The organism is Pseudanabaena yagii GIHE-NHR1 (assembly GCF_012863495.1).
Taxonomy (GTDB): Bacteria; Cyanobacteriota; Cyanobacteriia; order Pseudanabaenales; family Pseudanabaenaceae; genus Pseudanabaena; species Pseudanabaena yagii.
Window position 1 is genome coordinate 1,831,167 of record NZ_JAAVJL010000001.1, and the last position, 18,288, is coordinate 1,849,454.

Consider the following 18,288-nt stretch of genomic DNA (forward strand, 5'->3'; position numbering starts at 1 on the left):
CCCCAAAGCACATAGGACAATCAGCTATTAGCATCGGTTAGAGTCTAGATAATGGTTTCGTGATCGCCTAGCGCAATTCTGCGGAAGTTTGAGATAATAGCTTTTTTATTAAATTTTTATTTCAAGCTGGCAAGATATCCAACCATGAATAACCAAGTAGATATCGCTGATGTAGATTTAGAGGTAAGACCACCAAAACTACCGTTACTCCAAATGTTTCGGATTGGGCTATTTCAGATGGGTTTGGGAATTATGTCTTTGCTGATTGCAGGGTTACTCAATCGGCTGATGATTAATGAATTAACGATTCCCGCTACCCTTGCTGCTGCCTTTATTGCTATGCCTCTGTTTGTTTCGCCAGCTCGCGTTTGGTTTGGACAAACTTCCGATGCTAAAACTATTTTTGGAACCCATCGATCGGGCTATGTTTGGATTGGGGCGGTGGTGTTCGCGATAATTGCCTTTTGGACTACACAGGTGATGTGGCAATTAGGGCGCAGTGTCCATGAGATTGGCTGGAATGGCATGACCTATGGATGGGCGATCGCTTTAGGTGCAATGTTTGCCATCTATGGCATGGCAATTAGTTTTAGTTCCACTCCCTTTGCAGCTCTGTTAGTGGATATCTCTGATGAAGAGGAACGCTCCAAATTAGTGGGTATCGTCTGGTCGATGCTGATGGTGGGAATCGTAATTGGGGCGATCGCAGTCTCAAAACTCTTGCCCTGCACAGGTGCGCCGCCCAACGAAATTTCAATTTATGCTAATGGCGATCGCCTTGCCCAACTCCAAAAAGCAATTAATACCGTATTTGTGATTATTCCGACCGCAGTGGTCGCTCTTTCCTTTGCTGCGACCTATGGCATTGAACAAAAATATTCCCGTTACAAATTACGGGTTGCTCAAAATCATATTCTTAATGGAACAACTGCAACTGAGGATAAACTCAGTCTTGGCAAAGCTTTACAGGTTTTGACTGCCAGCAAACAAACGGGATTATTCTTCTCCTTCTTGCTGATGATGACCATTGGTATTTTTATGCAAGATGCGATTATGGAACCCTTTGGCGGTGCAGTATTCGGTATGAGTATTTGCGCGACAACTCAACTTAATGCCGCCTTCGGAACGGGTACTTTGATTGGTCTAAGTTCCTCAGGATTTTTAATTGTTCCCAAACTCGGTAAAGAGAAATCTACGAGATTAGGATGCTATCTCGTTGCTGCAAGCTGCGCTCTATTATTAGTATCTGGCTTTATCCAAAAGACATGGGCTTTACAAGCTTCCCTCACTCTATTTGGCTTTGCTTCAGGGATTACAACTTCGGGCGCATTGAGTCTCATGCTTGACCTGACAGCCGCCGAAACAGCGGGAACCTTCGTTGGCGCTTGGGGATTATCTCAGGCGATCGCTAGAGGACTAGCGACAGTCACAGGCGGCGTAGTGCTGGATATTGGCAAAAAAATCTTTAGTGATTCCAGCACCTTAGCCTATAGTTTTGTGTTTGTTTGCGAAGCCTCAGTGATGATTCTTGCAGTATGGTTCCTCAGTCGGGTGAATGTCCAAGAATTTCGCACCGATGCGAAACAGGCGATCGCAACAGTATTCGCCAACGAAATTGATTAACTTCGACCTCGCTCAGTTAGCGCTGACTGAGCGAAGTCGAAGTCAACCACCAAATCCTCCAAGAGAATTGAAATTAGCAGCACTCTGACTAGCTCGCATTGCCGACTGCGAAAAGACTTGAAAGGCTTTTCTGATTTCAGCATCACTATTGGCAGGAGTAAGAATCCATTCATCACGAATTCCCATTTCTTTAAATACTTGTCGGAAATTAGTAGAACCATCATCAATACCCATTGCCGCAATAATGTGATTCTCCATCCGCAACATATCATGGGCGATCGCTGCCACATCTTTCGCTGAATGTCTGGTTGAACTGCAATCATCACCATCGGTGATAATCAGAGTCACGGTACGCACTGGCACACCATTATCCGAAAATTCCTGCGCTTTCGCTAATACCGTACCTAATAGTACCACTGTCTGCTCGTAAAGAGGTGTACCTTTATTCGGATAGTAGTTTTTAGTGTCCATCCTGATTGCCCGTGTGATCGGGCAGTAGGGATAGAGAATAGTTCCATTCAAATAACGATTGTAAATGAGAATATTATCCTGTTGCTGCGAAGAAGTCAGCGCATCAATAACAGAATTATGTCCGCCGCGCACTGCTTGAGCATTTCCAGCATATTGAATCGAACCAGAATCATCGGGCATAATCGTCACTAGCATGACTTCGCTAGACATGACATCATCAACACGGATGCCAAGCCCAGCTTGGATTTGTGCGCCGAGGTCATAAACTGTCAATGCTTGCAAAGATTCATTGGAAAGGGTTCCGTCATCTAATGCAGATTGGAAGAGGTCGTTGATGTTTGTCATGGTGATTGGTGATTGGTAATTGGTGATTGGCTTTTAGCTTTTAGTTTTTAGCTCTTAGCTGATTGACAATTAGGGGAATTTCCCCTTTCCCCTTTTTCCTTTTTCCTTTTTTAAACTGCTTTTGTCCAAAATTCCATTGTCTTGGGATCGATCGCTTTAGGATTTTCTCGATAGAGTTCTTGCAAACAGGCTAGGAATGCTTTGGCATAGGCTTTTAAACCTAAAAGGGAAAGACTGCGGAGAATACGGGTAATTCTCAGATGGTTATGGTTCATTGGGCGGAGCCAATATTGTCGGCGTGAATCAAAGTTGGCTGCTTTGGTAATTTGTACTCCTAACTCTTGAGAAGTGACGCATTGTAAACCATAAAAATCAAGTAATAACTTGAAGGAACGATACAAATTTTTGCGAAGTTCTTTGTCAGCAAGAAATGCGGCAATTACAGATTCATCAAGGATAGGAGCATTAGCGCTAAATTTGCTCGGTTCGGGAAGGGGAAATAGCCATTGAATGTAGTTATGCACATTTTCAAGGCGATCGCGCTGCCAAATCCAAATATCTTCGAGTTTGCGTCCTTCAGGATTAGCCGATTCACCACGATAAAAAGAGAGCAAAGCGTTCATAGACTACACCTCATAATTAGATTTTAGCTAGATAACAGGCGCTCAAAAAATCCTTTCTTGGGTTGAATGGATTCCAAATATTCTCTGAGCAAACGTTCAATCAATTCCGAACTGGTAGTATTTTCTTTCGCAAGGATTGCCACTAGATATTTTTCTGTTTCATAGTCCAAATTGATACTCATCATAAGATTAACCTCTTGTTAGATATCGCTTTAAGCAAGATTGAGATCTGCCCAAGATTCCATCGCAGTCGTGGATTTCAGCAAGTGCATACCTGCATCTGCGAAGCGTTGAAACGCAGTATCAGCTTGATCGGTGTAGTCCACAATATTGGGAACGACCACAGGCGAAGTGCAATCTTCAAGTAGATAGACCTTCTTCGCAAGTTTAGGATCGTGAGCAAGGATTTCGCTAAGCAGATCTTGAATTGTCCATGCTACGCAATGGCTCTTGGCTTGACCTGCAATGATTACGGCATCAAATTCCAATAACTTTTGCAAAAAGCGCGTATTCTTCTGGGCGATCGGTCTGCCATCGGCTCCATCCATTACTTCAGGACGCAATACCGAATAATTCTCAGTGAGAGGATTGCCGCCTTTAATCTCAAAGTTAGTCTGGCTATGCCTTGCAATATTATGAAAAAACATTGCTTCTTCAACAGAAGATACGAGTGCGTGACCGATACCGCCGAGCATGGAGTGATATGCCCAAACTGTTAAGGGGAATTTGCCGTCATCGCTAAGTTTCTGCACATAATGCAAGGCGTGACGCTGGATTGCCATGTAGTTACCTTTGGCGAGACTATAGGCGATCGCAGGATTTACTTTCCACTTACCTTGCTGCACATCTTCTAAAGTAATCGAAGTAGCATTAGGAATCGGGTGTTCACCTGCATCATTCACCCAAAAAATAGGATGGAAAATTTGCATCGCGGTGTGGGTATCCATTGTGGGCGCGATTTCGCTGATGTGGTGGAGATTGCGATAGATAAATTCGCACAGCCGCACATTGTCCTCGATCGCACCAGTGCCAGATCGTCCACCGACAAATAGCTCAAAGTCAGGAATACAAAAGGTATTCTGCACATCGATCGCCATCAAACAAATTTTCTTACGATCCTTTGCCGCAGGCGCAATACCATGTTGTTTCGCCCATGCTTCGGCTTGGTTTGCCCGATCATGGTAAGGAACGCGCCATACTGAGCCGACTTTGTGGCGGTCGAAGAATGCGGGAATGGGAAGTTGGGTAACAATTTGAGTAGTCATTTTTTAAGTCTCCTTATATTTAAGCTAACTGTAACTGCAAAATCTTCTGTGCATGAATTACATAAATTCCCTGTGAACCAACGATGAGAGAACATCCACTATCGACATAGGGTTCAGTTTCGAGAAAAGTTTTAGTAATCATAATTTTCCCCTGATTGACCTCAAGTCTAACGATACCTTCATCAGTGGGAACGAATAGCCAACTAGCGATCGCACTGCATCCATGAATATTCGTCAACCATGCGAGATCACCTCTAGGTGCGGCAATTGTGGTAACGAACTCACCTGTGGGACGCAATACGGAAACACGATGGATGATGTTGCCTTGCTCTTGGGTGATGGTGAAGAACCAGCAGATGTCGTTGCTAAACAGACAATTTGCATCGATTAATTCTCCTTGAATTGGTGGAATCTTTACGCGATCGCCTATTCCTGCTCTCTTAGCCCCAAAGGTAAAAGCGACACTGATCGCACCTGCGCGATAGAAGCCAAAGCCGAAGGTTTCACCAACCCAGAATTGCGTTTGTCCTTCGAGAATATCGCCAATATATTCATTCCCTAGCTTACCATCGCGGAGTAATTGACCTCGATCAATCCAATAGCGAGAGAAGGAATTGGTACGAATCAGATCGGCGGCGATCGCTTGTGCTTGTCCTTGAGTAAGAGTAAGCGCTGTGCCTTGCTTAGCAAGGATTGTGGACTTGCCCAAGATGGCGAATTGAATATTCGCATCGAGTTCTCCTGATAGTAATACATTGTTGTCTTCTCTCTTGAAATCAAGGTTTTCATGGTAAAGATATTGAAGCAACTTATTTTGCAACGCAACTTTAAGAATTACGCCTTCCGTTTGAAATATCTGGACAACCTTACACATACCACCATAGGAAATTCTTCCAGAGATAGAAGGAATACTCAAAATCAAAGGTTTGCAAACTGGGCAAGTATTTGTTAAATGCTCAATTCCGCATTGTTGGCACTTTTGCCAATGCATTGAGGTAAGCAGGGCTTGAGGGAAAACACCTCGCCAATCCTGTTCAAAACATTTATAGAAATGATCTAGCAAATCGTCAGAGAGAACCCTTTGTGTAATTGCGGGTTTGGGATAGCGAACATCACGATGAAAAACGGTAATTCGGTGCAGTGGTCTCGCACTGTGGGGAATCATGTCTGACTGGGATTTTGGCTTATATACGCCGCCATAGGGATCGACATAGAGGAGGCTCTGCATCAACATCACCGTGAAGGCGTACCAATCGGATTCAGGATTATGGGGACTGATGAGAATTGGCTGATTAGCGTTGCGATCGCATAGCATCGGATCGACAAATCGTGCCGTAAAAACCTGACAGGGAAACTGTCCAAACTGAAAAGAATCTGCATCAATAATATTGACTTGATTTTGGTGAACCAACAAATTCAAATCATTAAAATCGCCAATGGTCACATTTGCTTGATGGATTTTGAGAACTGTTTCGTGTAAGTCGCTAAATAGGTTAGTTACAAATTGCTGCGAGATGCCGTTAGTTTGGCGATAGGTGCGATCGCTATATTTCAAAAGCGGCACTGTATTCTGCAAGAAGGGCATCGCATAGCCCAAGATCATTCCCTGTTTATCTGTGGCTAAAGCTTCAGGTTTAATCACCCTCACAGGTAGATTTTGTGGAAAAGCAGGGAGCTTTTGCTGATGGATCGATAATCTTGCTTGAGCCGCTAATTGTTCTTGAGGTGATAACTGATAATCAGGGTGATCGGCAGTTTTAAAGAGTTTGAGAACCTTGCCATTTTTGAGGTCATAGATATCTGCTTCGCCACCCTTGCCGATCGCATTTTTAGGATTAACTTTAATTCGCTTTTGATTGAGATAGATATCCATGATTTTGCGCCTAATATTTTAAATAACAAGGCAAATTGTAAGTTCCATTAAATTCCAGCACTGTGTTCCGTATCTGCCGATCTAGTTTTTTCCATGCTTGGACGGCGATCTCATGAGGCACACCACCATAAAAGGCTTCAGCAATACTTCCTGTAATTGCGGCGATCGTGTCGCTATCACCACCGAGAGATACAGCATTGCGAATAGCATCTTCAAAATCCGTTGATTCTAAAAAAGCGATGATTGCTTCAGGGACGCTTTTTTGACAGGACACCTCAAACTTATATGTGGGGCGAATTTCGTCGATGGTGCGATGCAGATTGTAATTGAAAGTTTGCTCAATATAAGCTTGAATCTCTTGCTTAGTCTTACCTAGACGCGCCAAGAAAATCGCCGCCGCAGTTGCCTGTCCGCCTTTGATGCCTTCAGGATGATTGTGAGTTGCGGCGGTGCAACGTTCTACTTCTTTGAGAACATCTTCAAGATTGTCATACGCCCATGCGATCGGACTCACTCGCATTGCTGCACCGTTACCCCAACTGTTGTAGCCTTCTTTCCGATTGCTCATTGCCCAGCAAGTAAACCTCTGTCCAAAACCTGCTAGGGGATAGCGCCAAAAGCATTTCTTGAAGTTACTCACATAGCTAGTTCCCGTCAGAATGGATTTTGCAACCGCATAGGTGAGAACCGTGTCATCACTAAAATGACTACCAAAGGAGAACAGCTTGAAGTCTTTACGCTTCATCGGCACTACTTCGTAAATCGAGCCGATAATGTCACCAGCGATCGCACCTAACATAGGTCATACCTCTTTCTAAATTCTTTAACTACTTCACGCAGTTCTTTGGGTAAATAGCTCAATGCCTTTTTAGCAATATCTTGAGGAACACCACCATAAAAGGCTTCAGCAATACCACCTGTAATACAGGCAAGTGTATCGCTATCACCACCAAGGGAAATAGCATTGCGAATAGCATCTTCAAAATCCGTTGATTCTAAGAAGGCAATGATGGCTTCGGGAACGGTTTCTTGACAGGATTCATTAAATTGATAAGTAGGACGAATTTCGTCTAAAGTTCTATCTAAGTCATAGTTAAAGGATTTTGCGATCGCCGCTTTAATCTGCTCTTTGCTTTGACCTTTTCGTGCCATATAAATAGCAACAGCCGTTGCTTGCGCTCCCTTAATTCCTTCAGGATGATTGTGGGTAACTTCGGCTGAGCATTTCGATTCTGACACCACTGTTTGCAAGTCATCAAAGGCAAAACCTACAGCACTAACCCGCATTGCAGAGCCATTTCCCCAGCTATTGTATGGTTCCATATCATCGGAGCGAATCCATCGGGTAAACATTCCACCATAGCCAGCCCAAGGATATTGGCGAGCATAGCTTTTTATATATTCTGCATAGTTGCCATTATTCATCAGGCAATCTGCAACAGCTATAGTTAGCACTGTGTCATCAGTAAATTTGCATTTTTTATCAAAAAGAGGGAACTTTTTTGAACGATGGTTATCAAATTCATAAACGGAACCTACGATATCTCCAACAATTGCGCCTAACATAGTTTTTTCTTTTTGGGGTAATTAGCTATTAGCTTTTGGCTTTTGGCTTTTTGGGTGATTGGGAATAGGTGATTGGTGATTGAGATTTTTTCTGTGTAAGCTAACAGCTAACAGCTAATCGCTAACAGCTAACAGCTAACAGCTAATCGCTAACAGCTAACAGCTAAAATCCTTCTAATCACTACCAAACTCGTATCATCTGACAAAACGCCCGATCGCTTAGTTAACTCTTGTTTATGCCAATCAGGTTTGACTTCTTCACGATTGAGCATTGCGAGCTTACGTCGGATGGCATCAGGATTTTTGAAATAACGGGATTCTTGCCAAAATTGCTCGATAGGTTCAACTACAGCTAAATCAATTATTCCATCGGTGGCAATTAGAAGTGATTCTAATTCTGATGTGGGAAGGCGATCGCGAATCTCAAAATTAATTGCTTCAGGATTGTATAAACCATAGGCAAGATAGGGGGGCGCATTATCAGCATAGGGTGGAATTTCTGTAAATTTGCCATTAACTGCGATCGCACCATCACCTATGGAGAATGTGACAGTTTCTCTAGGTGTGACTATGGCAACCACAATTGTAAATAACAAATAATCATTCACAAATTCCATTGTTACTGATTTAGATAGCTCTGCACCACCACTAGCGAGCGCTACGAAATCTTTTAACTTTTGTAATAGATTATGTTTTAATCGATGCCAAAACTCAGGTTCAGAGATTGCTAGTCCTCCATCAAGAAGAGTGGCAATCTCCTCGGCGATCATCCTTACCCCAATTTTTGCACCAACTTCACTATGCCTGCCTGCGCTACAGCCATCACAGACTATCGCAACAATAAACTGCTCTCGCAGCATAACTCGATAGGCATCCTGATTATTTTTGCCAACAAGAACATGATTACGTCCAATCACCGATCCAGCAGCAAATTGAAACTGAATCGCTAAGTTATCAGGTTCCAGATTAGAAAGCTCTAACTCAGAAACTTGTGGCGATCGCTCATCGAGAATACCTACTTGTTCTTGCATCGCGATATAGTGTATAAACTACACAAACTACTATAGTGTTATTTTTACACTATGTCAACTATCACTTGCAAAGTTTCTGCGTAGCAGAAACTTTGCCTATCCGAAACCTATGCCACATACCTACGAATACCCCCGACCTGCCCTCACCGTTGACTGCATCATCTTTGGACTTGATGCTAAGCTAGAACTCAAAGTTATGTTAATTCAGCGTGATATCCCGCCATTTCAAGGACAATGGGCGATCCCGGGGGGATTTGTCCGCATGGATGAAACCTTAGAGCAAGCAGCTTTGCGCGAACTGCAAGAAGAAACAGGGATTCATGATGTTTATTTAGAGCAGCTATATACCTTTGGCGACCTAGAGCGTGATCCCCGCGATCGCACAGTTACGGTTGCCTATTACGCTCTTATTAATCTCATAGAACAACAAATCCAAGCCTCTACCGATGCGCGAGAAGCTGATTGGTTTTCACTTCATGCAATACCATCCTTAGCTTTCGACCATGAGCAGATTTTACAAAAGGCGATCGCTAGACTCCGTAGCAAAATTCGTTATGAGCCAATTGGATTTGAATTATTACCCAAAAAATTCACCTTAACGCAGTTACAAAAACTTTATGAAACAGTCCTAGCTCGCGATCTTGATAAACGTAACTTTCGCAAAAAACTACTCAGTATGGACTTACTCCTCGATACTGGGGAGCTAGAACAGGGTGTATCCCATCGAGCCGCGAAGTTATATCAATTTGATGAGACTAAATATCTACAACTCAAGCAGAAAGGCTTTAATTTTGAGATTTAAAAACTATGGGTTTATTTACCTAGCTTTGGTGGAAATAAACCTCTGTACCTTGCTTGCTTGGAAAGCGCTATACCAATTTACAAAAGTATGAAAACCCTTTTATGAATTAAAAATCACACCCAGTAAGGATTTGAAAAACATAAAATAGCGTAGCCATTTTGTATTTTGGTATTAGGATATATAAATGGTATTGATCTGCCTGCTAGCTATTCTCCTAGCCCACCTCTGAGCCAAACTCTATGTATAAAAGGGAATTTAAGCTTCCAAGTCAATATATAAACAATTTCTACGATGGCTCAATCTATGATCTTGTATTTCTAGACTTAGAATGGTGTCGCGATTTTCAGAAGGATGGACTAGTACAAAAGATATTTGGATATACACTTACTCGCATTTTAGAAGATAGTAATGAGCAGTACATTAAAATTCAATTTATTGAATCAAGTACTCAAGAGAAAAAGATAATCCAAGATATTTTAAATGACCTACATAGCTTACAGGGAAAGTATTTCATTGGTTATGGGCTATCAACCAGTGATATGTTTTGTCTGCGTAAAAGGATTGAGGCTCTAGACTTTATTCCTAAAATTGATAGTATTAGAATCCTTGATTTACAAAGAACAAGTCAGCGTACCGATCTTAATCAAGGATTAAATAATCTCTTTGCTTATTTAGGAATTCCGATTTATAAAAGAATTAAAGGATATTATGTTTTTCGGAATGGGATAAAAGTATTAAGAAAAGAGAAAGGCTACGAAACAATTCTTAATGAAATCTATGAATACTGTCTAGAGGATGCCGAAAATTATTTTCACATTATTAGTAATTGGCAAACTCAATTTCCTTTAGTCGATCGCAATAAGCATCAAACCATCAATCTCAAAATCGATGCTCGCTCAGAGCAACGCATTAACTCAGTTCGCAGAGCCGCTTTACAAAGACCTTCTTAATTGTGGTGCGTACTAGTCACTATAGAGTCTACGAAAACGGGGATCAATTTTAGCGCTCTTCTTACGGTTACATTTAGCACAGAGGGTTTGGAGGTTACTGAAGTCATTAGTTCCACCTTGGGCTAAGGGAATGATGTGATCGACTTGGAGTGTCTTCGCCGTAAGGTCGGTTTTATGACAGCTTTGGCATTGGTAGTTGTTGCGATCGAAGACATATTTTCTAACTTCGGGAGGGAAGCTAATGCGTGGTGTTTTGTCTGCCATAGATTGAGCTAGTCAGGTTGAGGATAAAAGTCTAAATCTAGTATTTCGAGAATACTAAAAGGACAAGCGACTGGAAAAGTTGCCAATGCTAAGTTTGTCTCCACCATTGCCTCACGCCGAGCGCGTTGATAGGTTTTGTCTATCCATTCGCGATCGCTAAGAAATCGTCTCAAACTGGGGCTTTCTTCTAAATATTCATCTATATTCAATCGTTCGCGATTGATGGTGATTTTCCAGCTATGGCTTTGGCGATCGCTTTGATATTTCCATTTGAGTAAGTGCATTAATATCAATCTCAGTGAGCTTTGTAAGGCGTGTTGTTGACTTTTGCCCAAGTCTATTATTTCCTCTATTAAGTTTTCTAGGTCTAGGTCTTGCCATTGCTGCGATCGCAAAAGTTCTACGGTTTCTTCTGTCCAAGCCAAAAAATCACTATTATACAAATCTCGTTTTTTAGTTGGAGTTAATAGATCCATTTTTTTGCGCTCAATCAATCTTGATTAAAAATATTATAATTCCGCAGTCTTACGAATTTCATCTAATGGACTGTCAAAATTTTCAACAGTTTCTTCTGTAGATGATTCATCAGGAATAAATTGCAATTCTATTTTTAGCCTAATTTTCCCAAATCTCCAACCTGTTTGTTGAGTTGTCATCACACGGCATGAAATACCTTCTTTTAAAAGTCCTATTGCTTCAGAAGAAAGTCCTATAACTCTAGATATGCCATCCACAAATTCGCCAAATTCAAATAATCTAGCAATATTAAATCTCTACTCAATATTATAGACAGGGCTACCATATCCATCATCTTCAGTCAAACAAACAACATCATCTGAGTTTAAAATTTCTACTTTTTCATTCATAACTAACTCATCCTGTTTGATGATAACCTCATGTGAATCCTAAATAGAGGTATTACGAATCTCATCTAATGGGTTTTTAGATTCTGCGGTTGGCAAATCATCAATTTCAGGAATGAAATGTAATCCCAGCTTTACTTTGCCTTTAATCCAACCTTTTTGGCGGGTTGTCATTACACGACAAGCAATTCCTTCCCTCAAAGCAATTTTAGCTTCTTCATCAATATTTAATGGCTCAACCAAAGACTCGATAAAATCTTCTACTTTAAATAAATATGCAATTTCTATGACATTGAGCAAATCATTAATAGGTTGGTTGCTAGAATCTCTAAGTTCTACAACATCTTCTGAGTGTAAAATTTCAATATTGTCTATCATATTCTTCTAATTAATTAATCAAGTTAATTCTATAATTTTAAAACTGTATTTTGCAAGCATTCAACACTTATGCTGTTTTACTTTAAATATTAATGCTCTAGATACTGTCTATTGATTTTATTGAAATATATAGTTTCATAGGATTTTGTGTAAATTGTTTAAAGCCATATTTTAGATAAAACCTTGCTGCATTTTTATCCAAAGCTTCAGCAACAACAGCTAAAGATGCCACTTGTTTAGAAGCTGCGATCGCTTTTTTAAGAGTATCAAACAAAATAGCTGCTCCAAACCCTTTACCTTTGTGCTGGCTATCAATAGCAAGACGACCTAATAAAGTTGCAGGTAATTGTGGATATCTTGGCAAACTTTTTGCAAAAGATTGATCTAAATTTTCAATCTCGACAGTATAAGAAGAAAGTGTGTAGTAACCCAAAATATTTAATTTAGGATCAACATCATCAATCAACGCAAATACAGTCGATACCTTTCGCTTAATGTCCTGAGATGCTTGCTTACGAATATAGTTATCTAGGCTCTCTTGTCCACAATAAAAATTTGTCCGACAATGCCTACGACTATCAAAAACTTCTATTCTGAGAACCATTAACTTGAAATTAATTGCTCATGGATTAAAGCTGCCTTTTTGAGAGCATCATTTGGTACTGTCGGATTGAGTAAAGCATCAACAAAAGCTTGACTATCTTCAAGATTCAGTTTGAGCTTTTGATGTTTCTCAATGACTCGATAAGCCTCTGCTTGAACACTTGCAACAACAAAATCAGTTAGAGTGCGTCCTTCCAGATCAGCAGCTTTTTGCAGTAACAATTTAGTTTCTGGACTGATCCGAGCTTCAAGTCTGGAGATCGCTTTCGGGGAGTTTAAATTAATCATATTTACTCTTATTCTGCCTCAATAAATTGGGCTACTTTTAGAGCGTTTTAATCTACAAGCACTATAAATATATACGGCATAATGCCGTATGTCAAACAAAACTCCATCTAATCTAGAATAGTTTTTGGGTATGAACTTTCTATCTCTTATAGAGGTTTAGGTAATGGCGATCGCATCAGAGCAACATCAAAATTTAGAACCAACTAGATCGTTAAGCACAAATCACTTATCAATCGAAGAGTTTTTGACTTTGCCAGAAACTAAGCCTGCAAGTGAATATATTGACGGTCAAATTTATCAGAAACCTATGCCACAGTTTCAGCACAGCACCTTTCAGATAGAAATTGCGACTGCGATTAATTTGATTGGTAAACCTCAAAAATTTGCTTTTGCTTTTCCTGAGTTGCGCTGTAATTTTGGCGATATATCGATTGTGCCTGATATTGCGGTGATGCGTTGGGCGAATATCCCTTTTTTAGAAAACAAACGAGTTGCTAACGTAGCTCCTGATTGGATTATTGAGATTCTTTCACCAGATCAGTCGCCTTTGCGGGTAATGAACAAAATCAGTTCTGCTATTACCAATGGTTCTGAGATTAGTTGGCTGATTTCTCCAGCCCAAGATTTTATTATGGTTTATCAAGGCGATCGCTTTCCCGAAAAGATGAGTGGAAAGGATATTTTGCCAGTTTTGGATATTTTAAATTGGCAGGTAACAGTGGATGACGTATTTAATTTGTTGTGTTTGGGATAGCAAAATGTTTGTTTGCATACAGTACTGAGATCTGTATGCAAACAAATCATTTATACTTCTGAGTCGCTAGCTTCATCAATAACAAAAGACTCGGCATCAATTACATCAGAAATAACTGTGGGAATTAATAAATCAGACTCACTGATGATTGGCAGATTTTTACGGGATAAATCTAGTGCTTCTAAACATTGATTGATGCCAGAAACTGCTTCATTGTAAATAGCAATATTTTTCTCTACAGCAACTTGTAAACTGCGATTTTTATCAAGTTTAACTTGGGCTTCTCTCTCCAAAGTTTGTGCCAAATAATCACGCGCATGATCATATTGTTGCAAAATGGCATCTGATTGTTTGTCAGCACTTGCTAGCAAATGCGTACTCAAAGTTTGATTAATTGACTGGCGGAAAGTGCGAATAATCGTATCTTTAACCTTCAGTTCAAAATCAAGCTTTAACAACTGCCGAATTGCTGGCTCCGCTTCGATCATGCTTTGATAGTCATAGCCACGACAGGCTTGTTGCAAGGTTTGGCGCAACTGATAGATGGAGTTAGTCCCTTCTGCATAAAACTCTGGACGTTCGCGCACATAGCGATCGCATTCTGTCCGCGCCTCATTGACCAAAGCATCAGATGCCGTGATAGCGAGCTTTTCGAGACGAGATTCGATGCCCCCATCATTGCCCAATAGGCGATAGAGTTCTCGATAATATTCCGTTTTCTTAATTGACTCAATCAAGTTTTGGAAGAAGTTTTCCACAATCCTTTGTGAATTCTCCACCAACACATCTTCTAGCTCATTGGCTAAGTAGTAGAAACCCTCTGCCAAAATCCCCATCACAGGCACAACGGAATTACGGCGGTGACTAGCTTGGGCGCGTTGATGTACCTCAGCAACGGAGAAATAACCAATCAACTCATCCAAACGCCGCACCATATTCTCTTTGAGTCTGCGATAGTCTGCCTCCAAACCTTGATTTTTATTGCTTGCCACCGCATCATTTAACTCTTGAGCAATATGTTCACGCAGGCGATCGCCAATTTGCTTGAGGTCGTGACCCAGCTTTTGCAACTCCTGCAATTTAATTGCTTCAATATCGCGAGGCTGGCTCTCTAACTTGTGCCATGCTTCTAGATAAAACTGGCGCAGGTCAATACAAATGGGCTGTAAGTCATCGGCAAGATCGGCAAATAATAGGGGACGCTTCTCATTGGTCAAATAGTGAGTAATCGCATTGCGAAATTCCTCAATTCCACTATCCTTAATCAGTTGCTCGATTAGCCCTGTTCCTAATTCCCCTAACAAGCGGATATATTTCTCATTCTTGATACTGGTTTGTAGGACATTGTAAGGAATTGGGAACTTGTCAATATCCAACTTACCTGAAACCAAGCAATAGCTATTGAACTCATTCACAAACTGCGGTGTGCCTTCATCACCACCCACTGACTTCACACTTTCGGCAAAAATAGAATCTAAACCGAAGCGATCGCCAGTACTAGTATGTCGAATTTGACTGCCATAGAAACCAAGTAAACCGCTAGTTTTATAGATTTTTGAGCTATTGCGAAATTGACTGGAAATTGTGTAATTCAGGCGATCGCGCAGTTGATCGTTAGTCCAAGTTTCATCAATACGATTGAAGACATAAAATACGCGATCGCGAATACCTGCATTACCTTGGATCTTTTCGCTGAGTTCCGTTTCTTCGGAAGTAAGTTCTCCAGTTGCTGCGGTTTTCAGCACAAAGACCACTGCGGAAGTATCAGGATTTTCAATCTTCTCAAAGGTCAAGGCTGCATCTTTTTTAACGGGCGCATCAATCCCGGGAGTGTCAATGATCACATTACCATCTTGCAAAAGTGGATGATTGCAATAATATTCCACACGCTTTAAAACTGCACTATTAGCGCCTCTTCTAGCATAGTCAGCAGCTTTTTTGAGATTCTCAAAGCCAAACTGTTCCATGGAATATGTCGCATTAGCGATCGAACTAATGCGATCGCGATTATTGATAAACCCCTCGATCAATAGATTCAAGGCATCAGCATCTTTAGCCCGTTTCGACTTGCTCTTGCCCCCTTCCTGTTCAATTACAGATAAGGTCAAGGTCTGTAACTGTTTGAGTGATTCCAGTTGATTAATATTTGCTGGTGCATTCTGTCCAATTAACTGCGACAGGGTTTTAATTTGTTCGCGTACTTCCACTTCACTTAAAAAAGTTAAAACCACCCGTTCTTCACCAGCTTTGGCATGGGCGATTTTACATTCTGTCCCCGTCGCATGTCCCTCAGCACTATAAAGTAATTCCCGCTCTAAGAGTGCGTTAATCAACATCGATTTACCCGCACTAAATGCCCCCGCAAATACAATCTCAAAGGTCGGCGCGATCGCTTTCCTTAGAGATGACTGCACAATGCTGCCGTCCTGTTGCGATCGTAAGGTTGGCTCCTGTTGCAAAAGTTGCAAGATTGATTCAACCTGTGATTGTAAATCTTGACATTGTGGAAAACTATCAATCAAAGTCATAAATACCACTACTTCGTTTATTAAGAGAAGAAATCCCGAAGCCCCACCACAAATATATCATCCCTTAATCTCATAAAATCCAGTATTGTCGAGCAATTCTCAATCTTTGATTAGTTTAGAACCCATAGAAATTTTTAAAAGCATGGCTTCGCCATGCTTTTAAAAATTTCTATGCCCTACTTCAAGATTCAACAGGCTGTACTTCTAAAAAATAAATATTAAACTATTAAACTAAAGCAATAACCAATCACTAAAAAGCAATGGATACCATCACCACCATCAAAAATACCTTGGCAGAAAAAATCGGCGCTACTTTTGTTGAAATCGAAGATCGTAGCGATTTGCATAAACATCATCAGGGAAGAATGAATTCCCCAGTTGGCAGTGGTCATTATGACGCGATCATTGTTTCAGAAAGTTTTGCAGGTAAAACGATGATGCAGCAACATCGTATGGTCTATGCAGCGCTCGCCGATCAAATGCAAACGACAATTCATGCACTAGCCTTAAAAACCTACACTCCCGAACAATGGCAACAACTTAATACAAATACCTAAATTTATACTTGATTTATTTTTATGTCTAAATTCAGTCGCCATGCTGGGAAAAATATACGGGAACTTGCTATGCGAAGAAGAGCAGAAGCTTTTGCAAGTTATATTACGGCAGGATTGATAGGTGTTATCTGGATAAATTCAATTACTTCTATTTTTTCTGTGCCATTGATCATCATAGCCATTGGATTGATTGCGAATGGAGCTTTTTTATGGAAGAGAGCGAATCATGCGGATCAAGGAGCTAAGGGAGAAGAGGATATTGCTCAAGCGATCGCACAATTAGAGAATCAGGACTGGCAAATTGAGTATGGGATTCAGTTGGGAAATCGATTAGGTGATCTTGATATTTTTTGCATTTCTCCTCAAGGCAAAGCCTTTGCGATCGATGTGAAATCCCACAGAGGAGAAGTCATCACCGATGGGAAAGAGTTATATCGGCGGATGGGAAACAAGAAATATCCATTTGAAAAGAACTTTATCCAACAAGTGATAAAACAGGCTTTACAGATCAAGCAACAAAAAGATTTACCTTTTGTAACTCCCATCGTTGCCTTTTCCACAGCGAGGGTATCAATTCAAGGGGATAAGTTAAAAAATGTGTATGTTGTCGAAAAAGCAAAATTGGTATCGCTTTTAAAATCTCTTGGATAAAGAATGAAGAATCAAAAATTTGTGGCGCGGCGGAGCCGCGCCACAAATTTTTTGGTTCTTTATTAAATTGCAGAACCTTATGTACCTAATTCGTACTAAGTTTAAGTAGCAAAGTTCTGGACAATTGGTAAATGGAAAACGAAACTACCCCTACAACTACCAAAGATAACGAAAAGGCTCAAGGCGGTAATCATCTTCTATATATGATGTTTAAGTGGCTAGTGGTACGTCCACTGCTGTATTTGTTTTACCAAGAGCGTATTTACGGCACTGAAAATGTGCCACTCACTGGCAATCTCATCGTGGTTAGTAACCATGCTAGTGACTTTGATCCTTTGATCGTTGGTAGCTGTATGGCGCGTCCTGTTGCTTTTATGGCAAAGGAAGAATTGTTTGAAATACCAGTGTTAAAGCAAGCTATTACAGCTTTTGGGGCGTACCCAGTAAAACGTGGGGCAGGTGATCGCGCCGCAATTAGATCGGCGATCGAGTCAATTAATAAGGGCTGGGCGACGGGTATTTTCTTGGAAGGGACACGCACCCTTGATGGCAAGATTACAAATCCTAAATTAGGAGCAGCAATGATTGCCTCGAAAACCAATGCACCTTTTTTGCCTGTATGTGTGTGGGGCACGGAGACGATTTTACCGAAAGGAGCCAAATTTCCTAAATTATTTCAACCTGTGACGGTGCGGATCGGGGAGTTGATTCCTGCACCAGAGTCAGGCGATCGCGCTACCCTTGAGGCATATACACAAAAATGTGCGGATGCAATTAACGCACTCCACGCATTAGGCAGATAAAAAAAATCCCCGCTTCGCGGGGATTTTTTTTAGGGTAATCCTAAAAAGGA

Annotated in this window: 22 protein-coding genes; 7 read left to right on the forward strand and 15 right to left on the reverse strand. The window is 41.0% G+C overall.

What is annotated here, in order from left to right:
- Window positions 1-144 precede the first annotated feature (144 nt).
- A complete protein-coding gene (locus HC246_RS08460) occupies window positions 145-1,623 on the forward strand; it encodes a BCD family MFS transporter (protein WP_169362996.1) in 1,479 nt (492 codons plus the stop codon).
- A 42-nt stretch (window positions 1,624-1,665) separates the two neighbouring features.
- Here the strand turns inward: HC246_RS08460 and HC246_RS08465 are convergent, their stop codons facing one another.
- The 8 genes from HC246_RS08465 to HC246_RS08500 form a co-directional block, all read right to left on the reverse strand.
- Window positions 1,666-2,439, reverse strand: a complete 774-nt coding sequence (locus tag HC246_RS08465; protein ID WP_169362997.1) for a hypothetical protein — start codon at window positions 2,437-2,439, stop codon at window positions 1,666-1,668.
- 110 nt (window positions 2,440-2,549) lie between these two features.
- Complete coding sequence (locus HC246_RS08470; RefSeq protein WP_169362998.1) at window positions 2,550-3,062, reverse strand: opioid growth factor receptor-related protein; 513 nt, start codon at window positions 3,060-3,062, stop codon at window positions 2,550-2,552.
- 23 nt (window positions 3,063-3,085) lie between these two features.
- Window positions 3,086-3,247, reverse strand: a complete 162-nt coding sequence (locus HC246_RS08475) for a hypothetical protein (RefSeq protein ID WP_169362999.1) — start codon at window positions 3,245-3,247, stop codon at window positions 3,086-3,088.
- Between the two features lie 27 nt (window positions 3,248-3,274).
- On the reverse strand, window positions 3,275-4,327 hold the full coding sequence (locus HC246_RS08480; RefSeq protein WP_169363000.1) for a cysteine hydrolase family protein: 1,053 nt from the start codon (window positions 4,325-4,327) through the stop codon (window positions 3,275-3,277).
- 19 nt (window positions 4,328-4,346) lie between these two features.
- Window positions 4,347-6,200, reverse strand: coding sequence for a hypothetical protein (locus HC246_RS08485; protein ID WP_169363001.1), 1,854 nt, complete (start codon window positions 6,198-6,200; stop codon window positions 4,347-4,349).
- A gap of 10 nt (window positions 6,201-6,210) precedes the next feature.
- Window positions 6,211-6,999 (reverse strand): ADP-ribosylglycohydrolase family protein, encoded by a 789-nt coding sequence (locus HC246_RS08490; RefSeq protein ID WP_169363002.1) that lies wholly within the window; start codon window positions 6,997-6,999, stop codon window positions 6,211-6,213.
- Window positions 6,993-7,766 carry an ADP-ribosylglycohydrolase family protein gene (locus HC246_RS08495; RefSeq protein WP_169363003.1) on the reverse strand — a complete coding sequence of 258 codons (774 nt, stop codon included), beginning with the start codon at window positions 7,764-7,766 and terminating at the stop codon, window positions 6,993-6,995. The genes HC246_RS08490 and HC246_RS08495 overlap by 7 nt, the downstream gene beginning before the upstream one ends.
- Window positions 7,767-7,915: 149 nt before the next feature.
- Window positions 7,916-8,797 (reverse strand): protein phosphatase 2C domain-containing protein, encoded by an 882-nt coding sequence (locus HC246_RS08500; protein WP_169363004.1) that lies wholly within the window; start codon window positions 8,795-8,797, stop codon window positions 7,916-7,918.
- Window positions 8,798-8,906: 109 nt separating this feature from the next.
- Between HC246_RS08500 and HC246_RS08505 the strand changes: the two genes are divergently transcribed.
- Window positions 8,907-9,599 carry an NUDIX hydrolase gene (locus tag HC246_RS08505; RefSeq protein WP_169363005.1) on the forward strand — a complete coding sequence of 231 codons (693 nt, stop codon included), beginning with the start codon at window positions 8,907-8,909 and terminating at the stop codon, window positions 9,597-9,599.
- 239 nt (window positions 9,600-9,838) lie between these two features.
- Window positions 9,839-10,549 (forward strand): ribonuclease H-like domain-containing protein, encoded by a 711-nt coding sequence (locus tag HC246_RS08510; RefSeq protein ID WP_169363006.1) that lies wholly within the window; start codon window positions 9,839-9,841, stop codon window positions 10,547-10,549.
- Window positions 10,550-10,561: 12 nt separating this feature from the next.
- Here HC246_RS08510 and HC246_RS08515 read toward each other — a convergent pair whose 3' ends face one another.
- The 6 genes from HC246_RS08515 to HC246_RS08540 all read right to left on the reverse strand — a co-directional run bounded on the left by HC246_RS08515 (window position 10,562) and on the right by HC246_RS08540 (window position 12,945).
- Window positions 10,562-10,813 carry an HNH endonuclease gene (locus HC246_RS08515; RefSeq protein ID WP_169363007.1) on the reverse strand — a complete coding sequence of 84 codons (252 nt, stop codon included), beginning with the start codon at window positions 10,811-10,813 and terminating at the stop codon, window positions 10,562-10,564.
- A gap of 8 nt (window positions 10,814-10,821) precedes the next feature.
- Complete coding sequence (locus HC246_RS08520) at window positions 10,822-11,289, reverse strand: DUF29 domain-containing protein (RefSeq protein WP_169363008.1); 468 nt, start codon at window positions 11,287-11,289, stop codon at window positions 10,822-10,824.
- 33 nt (window positions 11,290-11,322) lie between these two features.
- Window positions 11,323-11,547 (reverse strand): KGK domain-containing protein, encoded by a 225-nt coding sequence (locus HC246_RS08525; protein WP_169363009.1) that lies wholly within the window; start codon window positions 11,545-11,547, stop codon window positions 11,323-11,325.
- Between the two features lie 171 nt (window positions 11,548-11,718).
- Window positions 11,719-12,054, reverse strand: a complete 336-nt coding sequence (locus tag HC246_RS08530; protein WP_169363010.1) for a KGK domain-containing protein — start codon at window positions 12,052-12,054, stop codon at window positions 11,719-11,721.
- Window positions 12,055-12,151: 97 nt separating this feature from the next.
- The gene (locus HC246_RS08535) at window positions 12,152-12,658 is read right to left on the reverse strand and encodes a GNAT family N-acetyltransferase (protein ID WP_169363011.1); all 507 of its coding nucleotides are present in this window, start codon (window positions 12,656-12,658) and stop codon (window positions 12,152-12,154) included.
- The gene (locus tag HC246_RS08540; RefSeq protein WP_169363012.1) at window positions 12,658-12,945 is read right to left on the reverse strand and encodes a type II toxin-antitoxin system TacA family antitoxin; all 288 of its coding nucleotides are present in this window, start codon (window positions 12,943-12,945) and stop codon (window positions 12,658-12,660) included. Before HC246_RS08540 ends, HC246_RS08535 begins: the two co-directional genes overlap by 1 nt.
- A gap of 163 nt (window positions 12,946-13,108) precedes the next feature.
- Here HC246_RS08540 and HC246_RS08545 point away from each other — a divergent pair, with 163 nt between their 5' ends.
- A complete protein-coding gene (locus tag HC246_RS08545; protein ID WP_169363013.1) occupies window positions 13,109-13,699 on the forward strand; it encodes a Uma2 family endonuclease in 591 nt (196 codons plus the stop codon).
- Window positions 13,700-13,749: 50 nt separating this feature from the next.
- Here the strand turns inward: HC246_RS08545 and HC246_RS08550 are convergent, their stop codons facing one another.
- Entirely contained in the window at window positions 13,750-16,227 is a 2,478-nt protein-coding gene (locus tag HC246_RS08550) for a dynamin family protein (protein ID WP_169363014.1), read from the reverse strand.
- 260 nt (window positions 16,228-16,487) lie between these two features.
- Here HC246_RS08550 and HC246_RS08555 point away from each other — a divergent pair, with 260 nt between their 5' ends.
- The 3 genes from HC246_RS08555 (at window position 16,488) to HC246_RS08565 (ending at window position 18,238) form a co-directional block, all read left to right on the forward strand.
- Window positions 16,488-16,784 (forward strand): BolA family protein, encoded by a 297-nt coding sequence (locus HC246_RS08555; protein WP_169363015.1) that lies wholly within the window; start codon window positions 16,488-16,490, stop codon window positions 16,782-16,784.
- Window positions 16,785-16,805: 21 nt separating this feature from the next.
- The gene (locus HC246_RS08560; RefSeq protein WP_169363016.1) at window positions 16,806-17,435 is read left to right on the forward strand and encodes a nuclease-related domain-containing protein; all 630 of its coding nucleotides are present in this window, start codon (window positions 16,806-16,808) and stop codon (window positions 17,433-17,435) included.
- Between the two features lie 131 nt (window positions 17,436-17,566).
- A complete protein-coding gene (locus HC246_RS08565) occupies window positions 17,567-18,238 on the forward strand; it encodes a lysophospholipid acyltransferase family protein (RefSeq protein WP_169363017.1) in 672 nt (223 codons plus the stop codon).
- The last annotated feature ends 50 nt before the right edge of the window (window positions 18,239-18,288 follow it).

What these genes read in the sequence shown, in the direction of transcription:
- HC246_RS08565 (WP_169363017.1), top strand. Translation starts at nt 17,567, where the DNA reads ATGGAAAACGAAACTACCCCTACAACTACCAAAGATAACGAAAAGGCT.
- HC246_RS08530 (WP_169363010.1), bottom strand. Translation starts at nt 12,054, where the DNA reads ATGATAGACAATATTGAAATTTTACACTCAGAAGATGTTGTAGAACTT.
- HC246_RS08520 (WP_169363008.1), bottom strand. Translation starts at nt 11,289, where the DNA reads ATGGATCTATTAACTCCAACTAAAAAACGAGATTTGTATAATAGTGAT.
- HC246_RS08470 (WP_169362998.1), bottom strand. Translation starts at nt 3,062, where the DNA reads ATGAACGCTTTGCTCTCTTTTTATCGTGGTGAATCGGCTAATCCTGAA.
- HC246_RS08510 (WP_169363006.1), top strand. Translation starts at nt 9,839, where the DNA reads ATGTATAAAAGGGAATTTAAGCTTCCAAGTCAATATATAAACAATTTC.
- HC246_RS08490 (WP_169363002.1), bottom strand. Translation starts at nt 6,999, where the DNA reads ATGTTAGGTGCGATCGCTGGTGACATTATCGGCTCGATTTACGAAGTA.
- HC246_RS08515 (WP_169363007.1), bottom strand. Translation starts at nt 10,813, where the DNA reads ATGGCAGACAAAACACCACGCATTAGCTTCCCTCCCGAAGTTAGAAAA.
- HC246_RS08505 (WP_169363005.1), top strand. Translation starts at nt 8,907, where the DNA reads ATGCCACATACCTACGAATACCCCCGACCTGCCCTCACCGTTGACTGC.
- HC246_RS08495 (WP_169363003.1), bottom strand. Translation starts at nt 7,766, where the DNA reads ATGTTAGGCGCAATTGTTGGAGATATCGTAGGTTCCGTTTATGAATTT.
- HC246_RS08555 (WP_169363015.1), top strand. Translation starts at nt 16,488, where the DNA reads ATGGATACCATCACCACCATCAAAAATACCTTGGCAGAAAAAATCGGC.
- HC246_RS08465 (WP_169362997.1), bottom strand. Translation starts at nt 2,439, where the DNA reads ATGACAAACATCAACGACCTCTTCCAATCTGCATTAGATGACGGAACC.
- HC246_RS08560 (WP_169363016.1), top strand. Translation starts at nt 16,806, where the DNA reads ATGTCTAAATTCAGTCGCCATGCTGGGAAAAATATACGGGAACTTGCT.
- HC246_RS08480 (WP_169363000.1), bottom strand. Translation starts at nt 4,327, where the DNA reads ATGACTACTCAAATTGTTACCCAACTTCCCATTCCCGCATTCTTCGAC.
- HC246_RS08550 (WP_169363014.1), bottom strand. Translation starts at nt 16,227, where the DNA reads ATGACTTTGATTGATAGTTTTCCACAATGTCAAGATTTACAATCACAG.
- HC246_RS08545 (WP_169363013.1), top strand. Translation starts at nt 13,109, where the DNA reads ATGGCGATCGCATCAGAGCAACATCAAAATTTAGAACCAACTAGATCG.
- HC246_RS08535 (WP_169363011.1), bottom strand. Translation starts at nt 12,658, where the DNA reads ATGGTTCTCAGAATAGAAGTTTTTGATAGTCGTAGGCATTGTCGGACA.
- HC246_RS08485 (WP_169363001.1), bottom strand. Translation starts at nt 6,200, where the DNA reads ATGGATATCTATCTCAATCAAAAGCGAATTAAAGTTAATCCTAAAAAT.
- HC246_RS08540 (WP_169363012.1), bottom strand. Translation starts at nt 12,945, where the DNA reads ATGATTAATTTAAACTCCCCGAAAGCGATCTCCAGACTTGAAGCTCGG.
- HC246_RS08475 (WP_169362999.1), bottom strand. Translation starts at nt 3,247, where the DNA reads ATGATGAGTATCAATTTGGACTATGAAACAGAAAAATATCTAGTGGCA.
- HC246_RS08500 (WP_169363004.1), bottom strand. Translation starts at nt 8,797, where the DNA reads ATGCAAGAACAAGTAGGTATTCTCGATGAGCGATCGCCACAAGTTTCT.
- HC246_RS08460 (WP_169362996.1), top strand. Translation starts at nt 145, where the DNA reads ATGAATAACCAAGTAGATATCGCTGATGTAGATTTAGAGGTAAGACCA.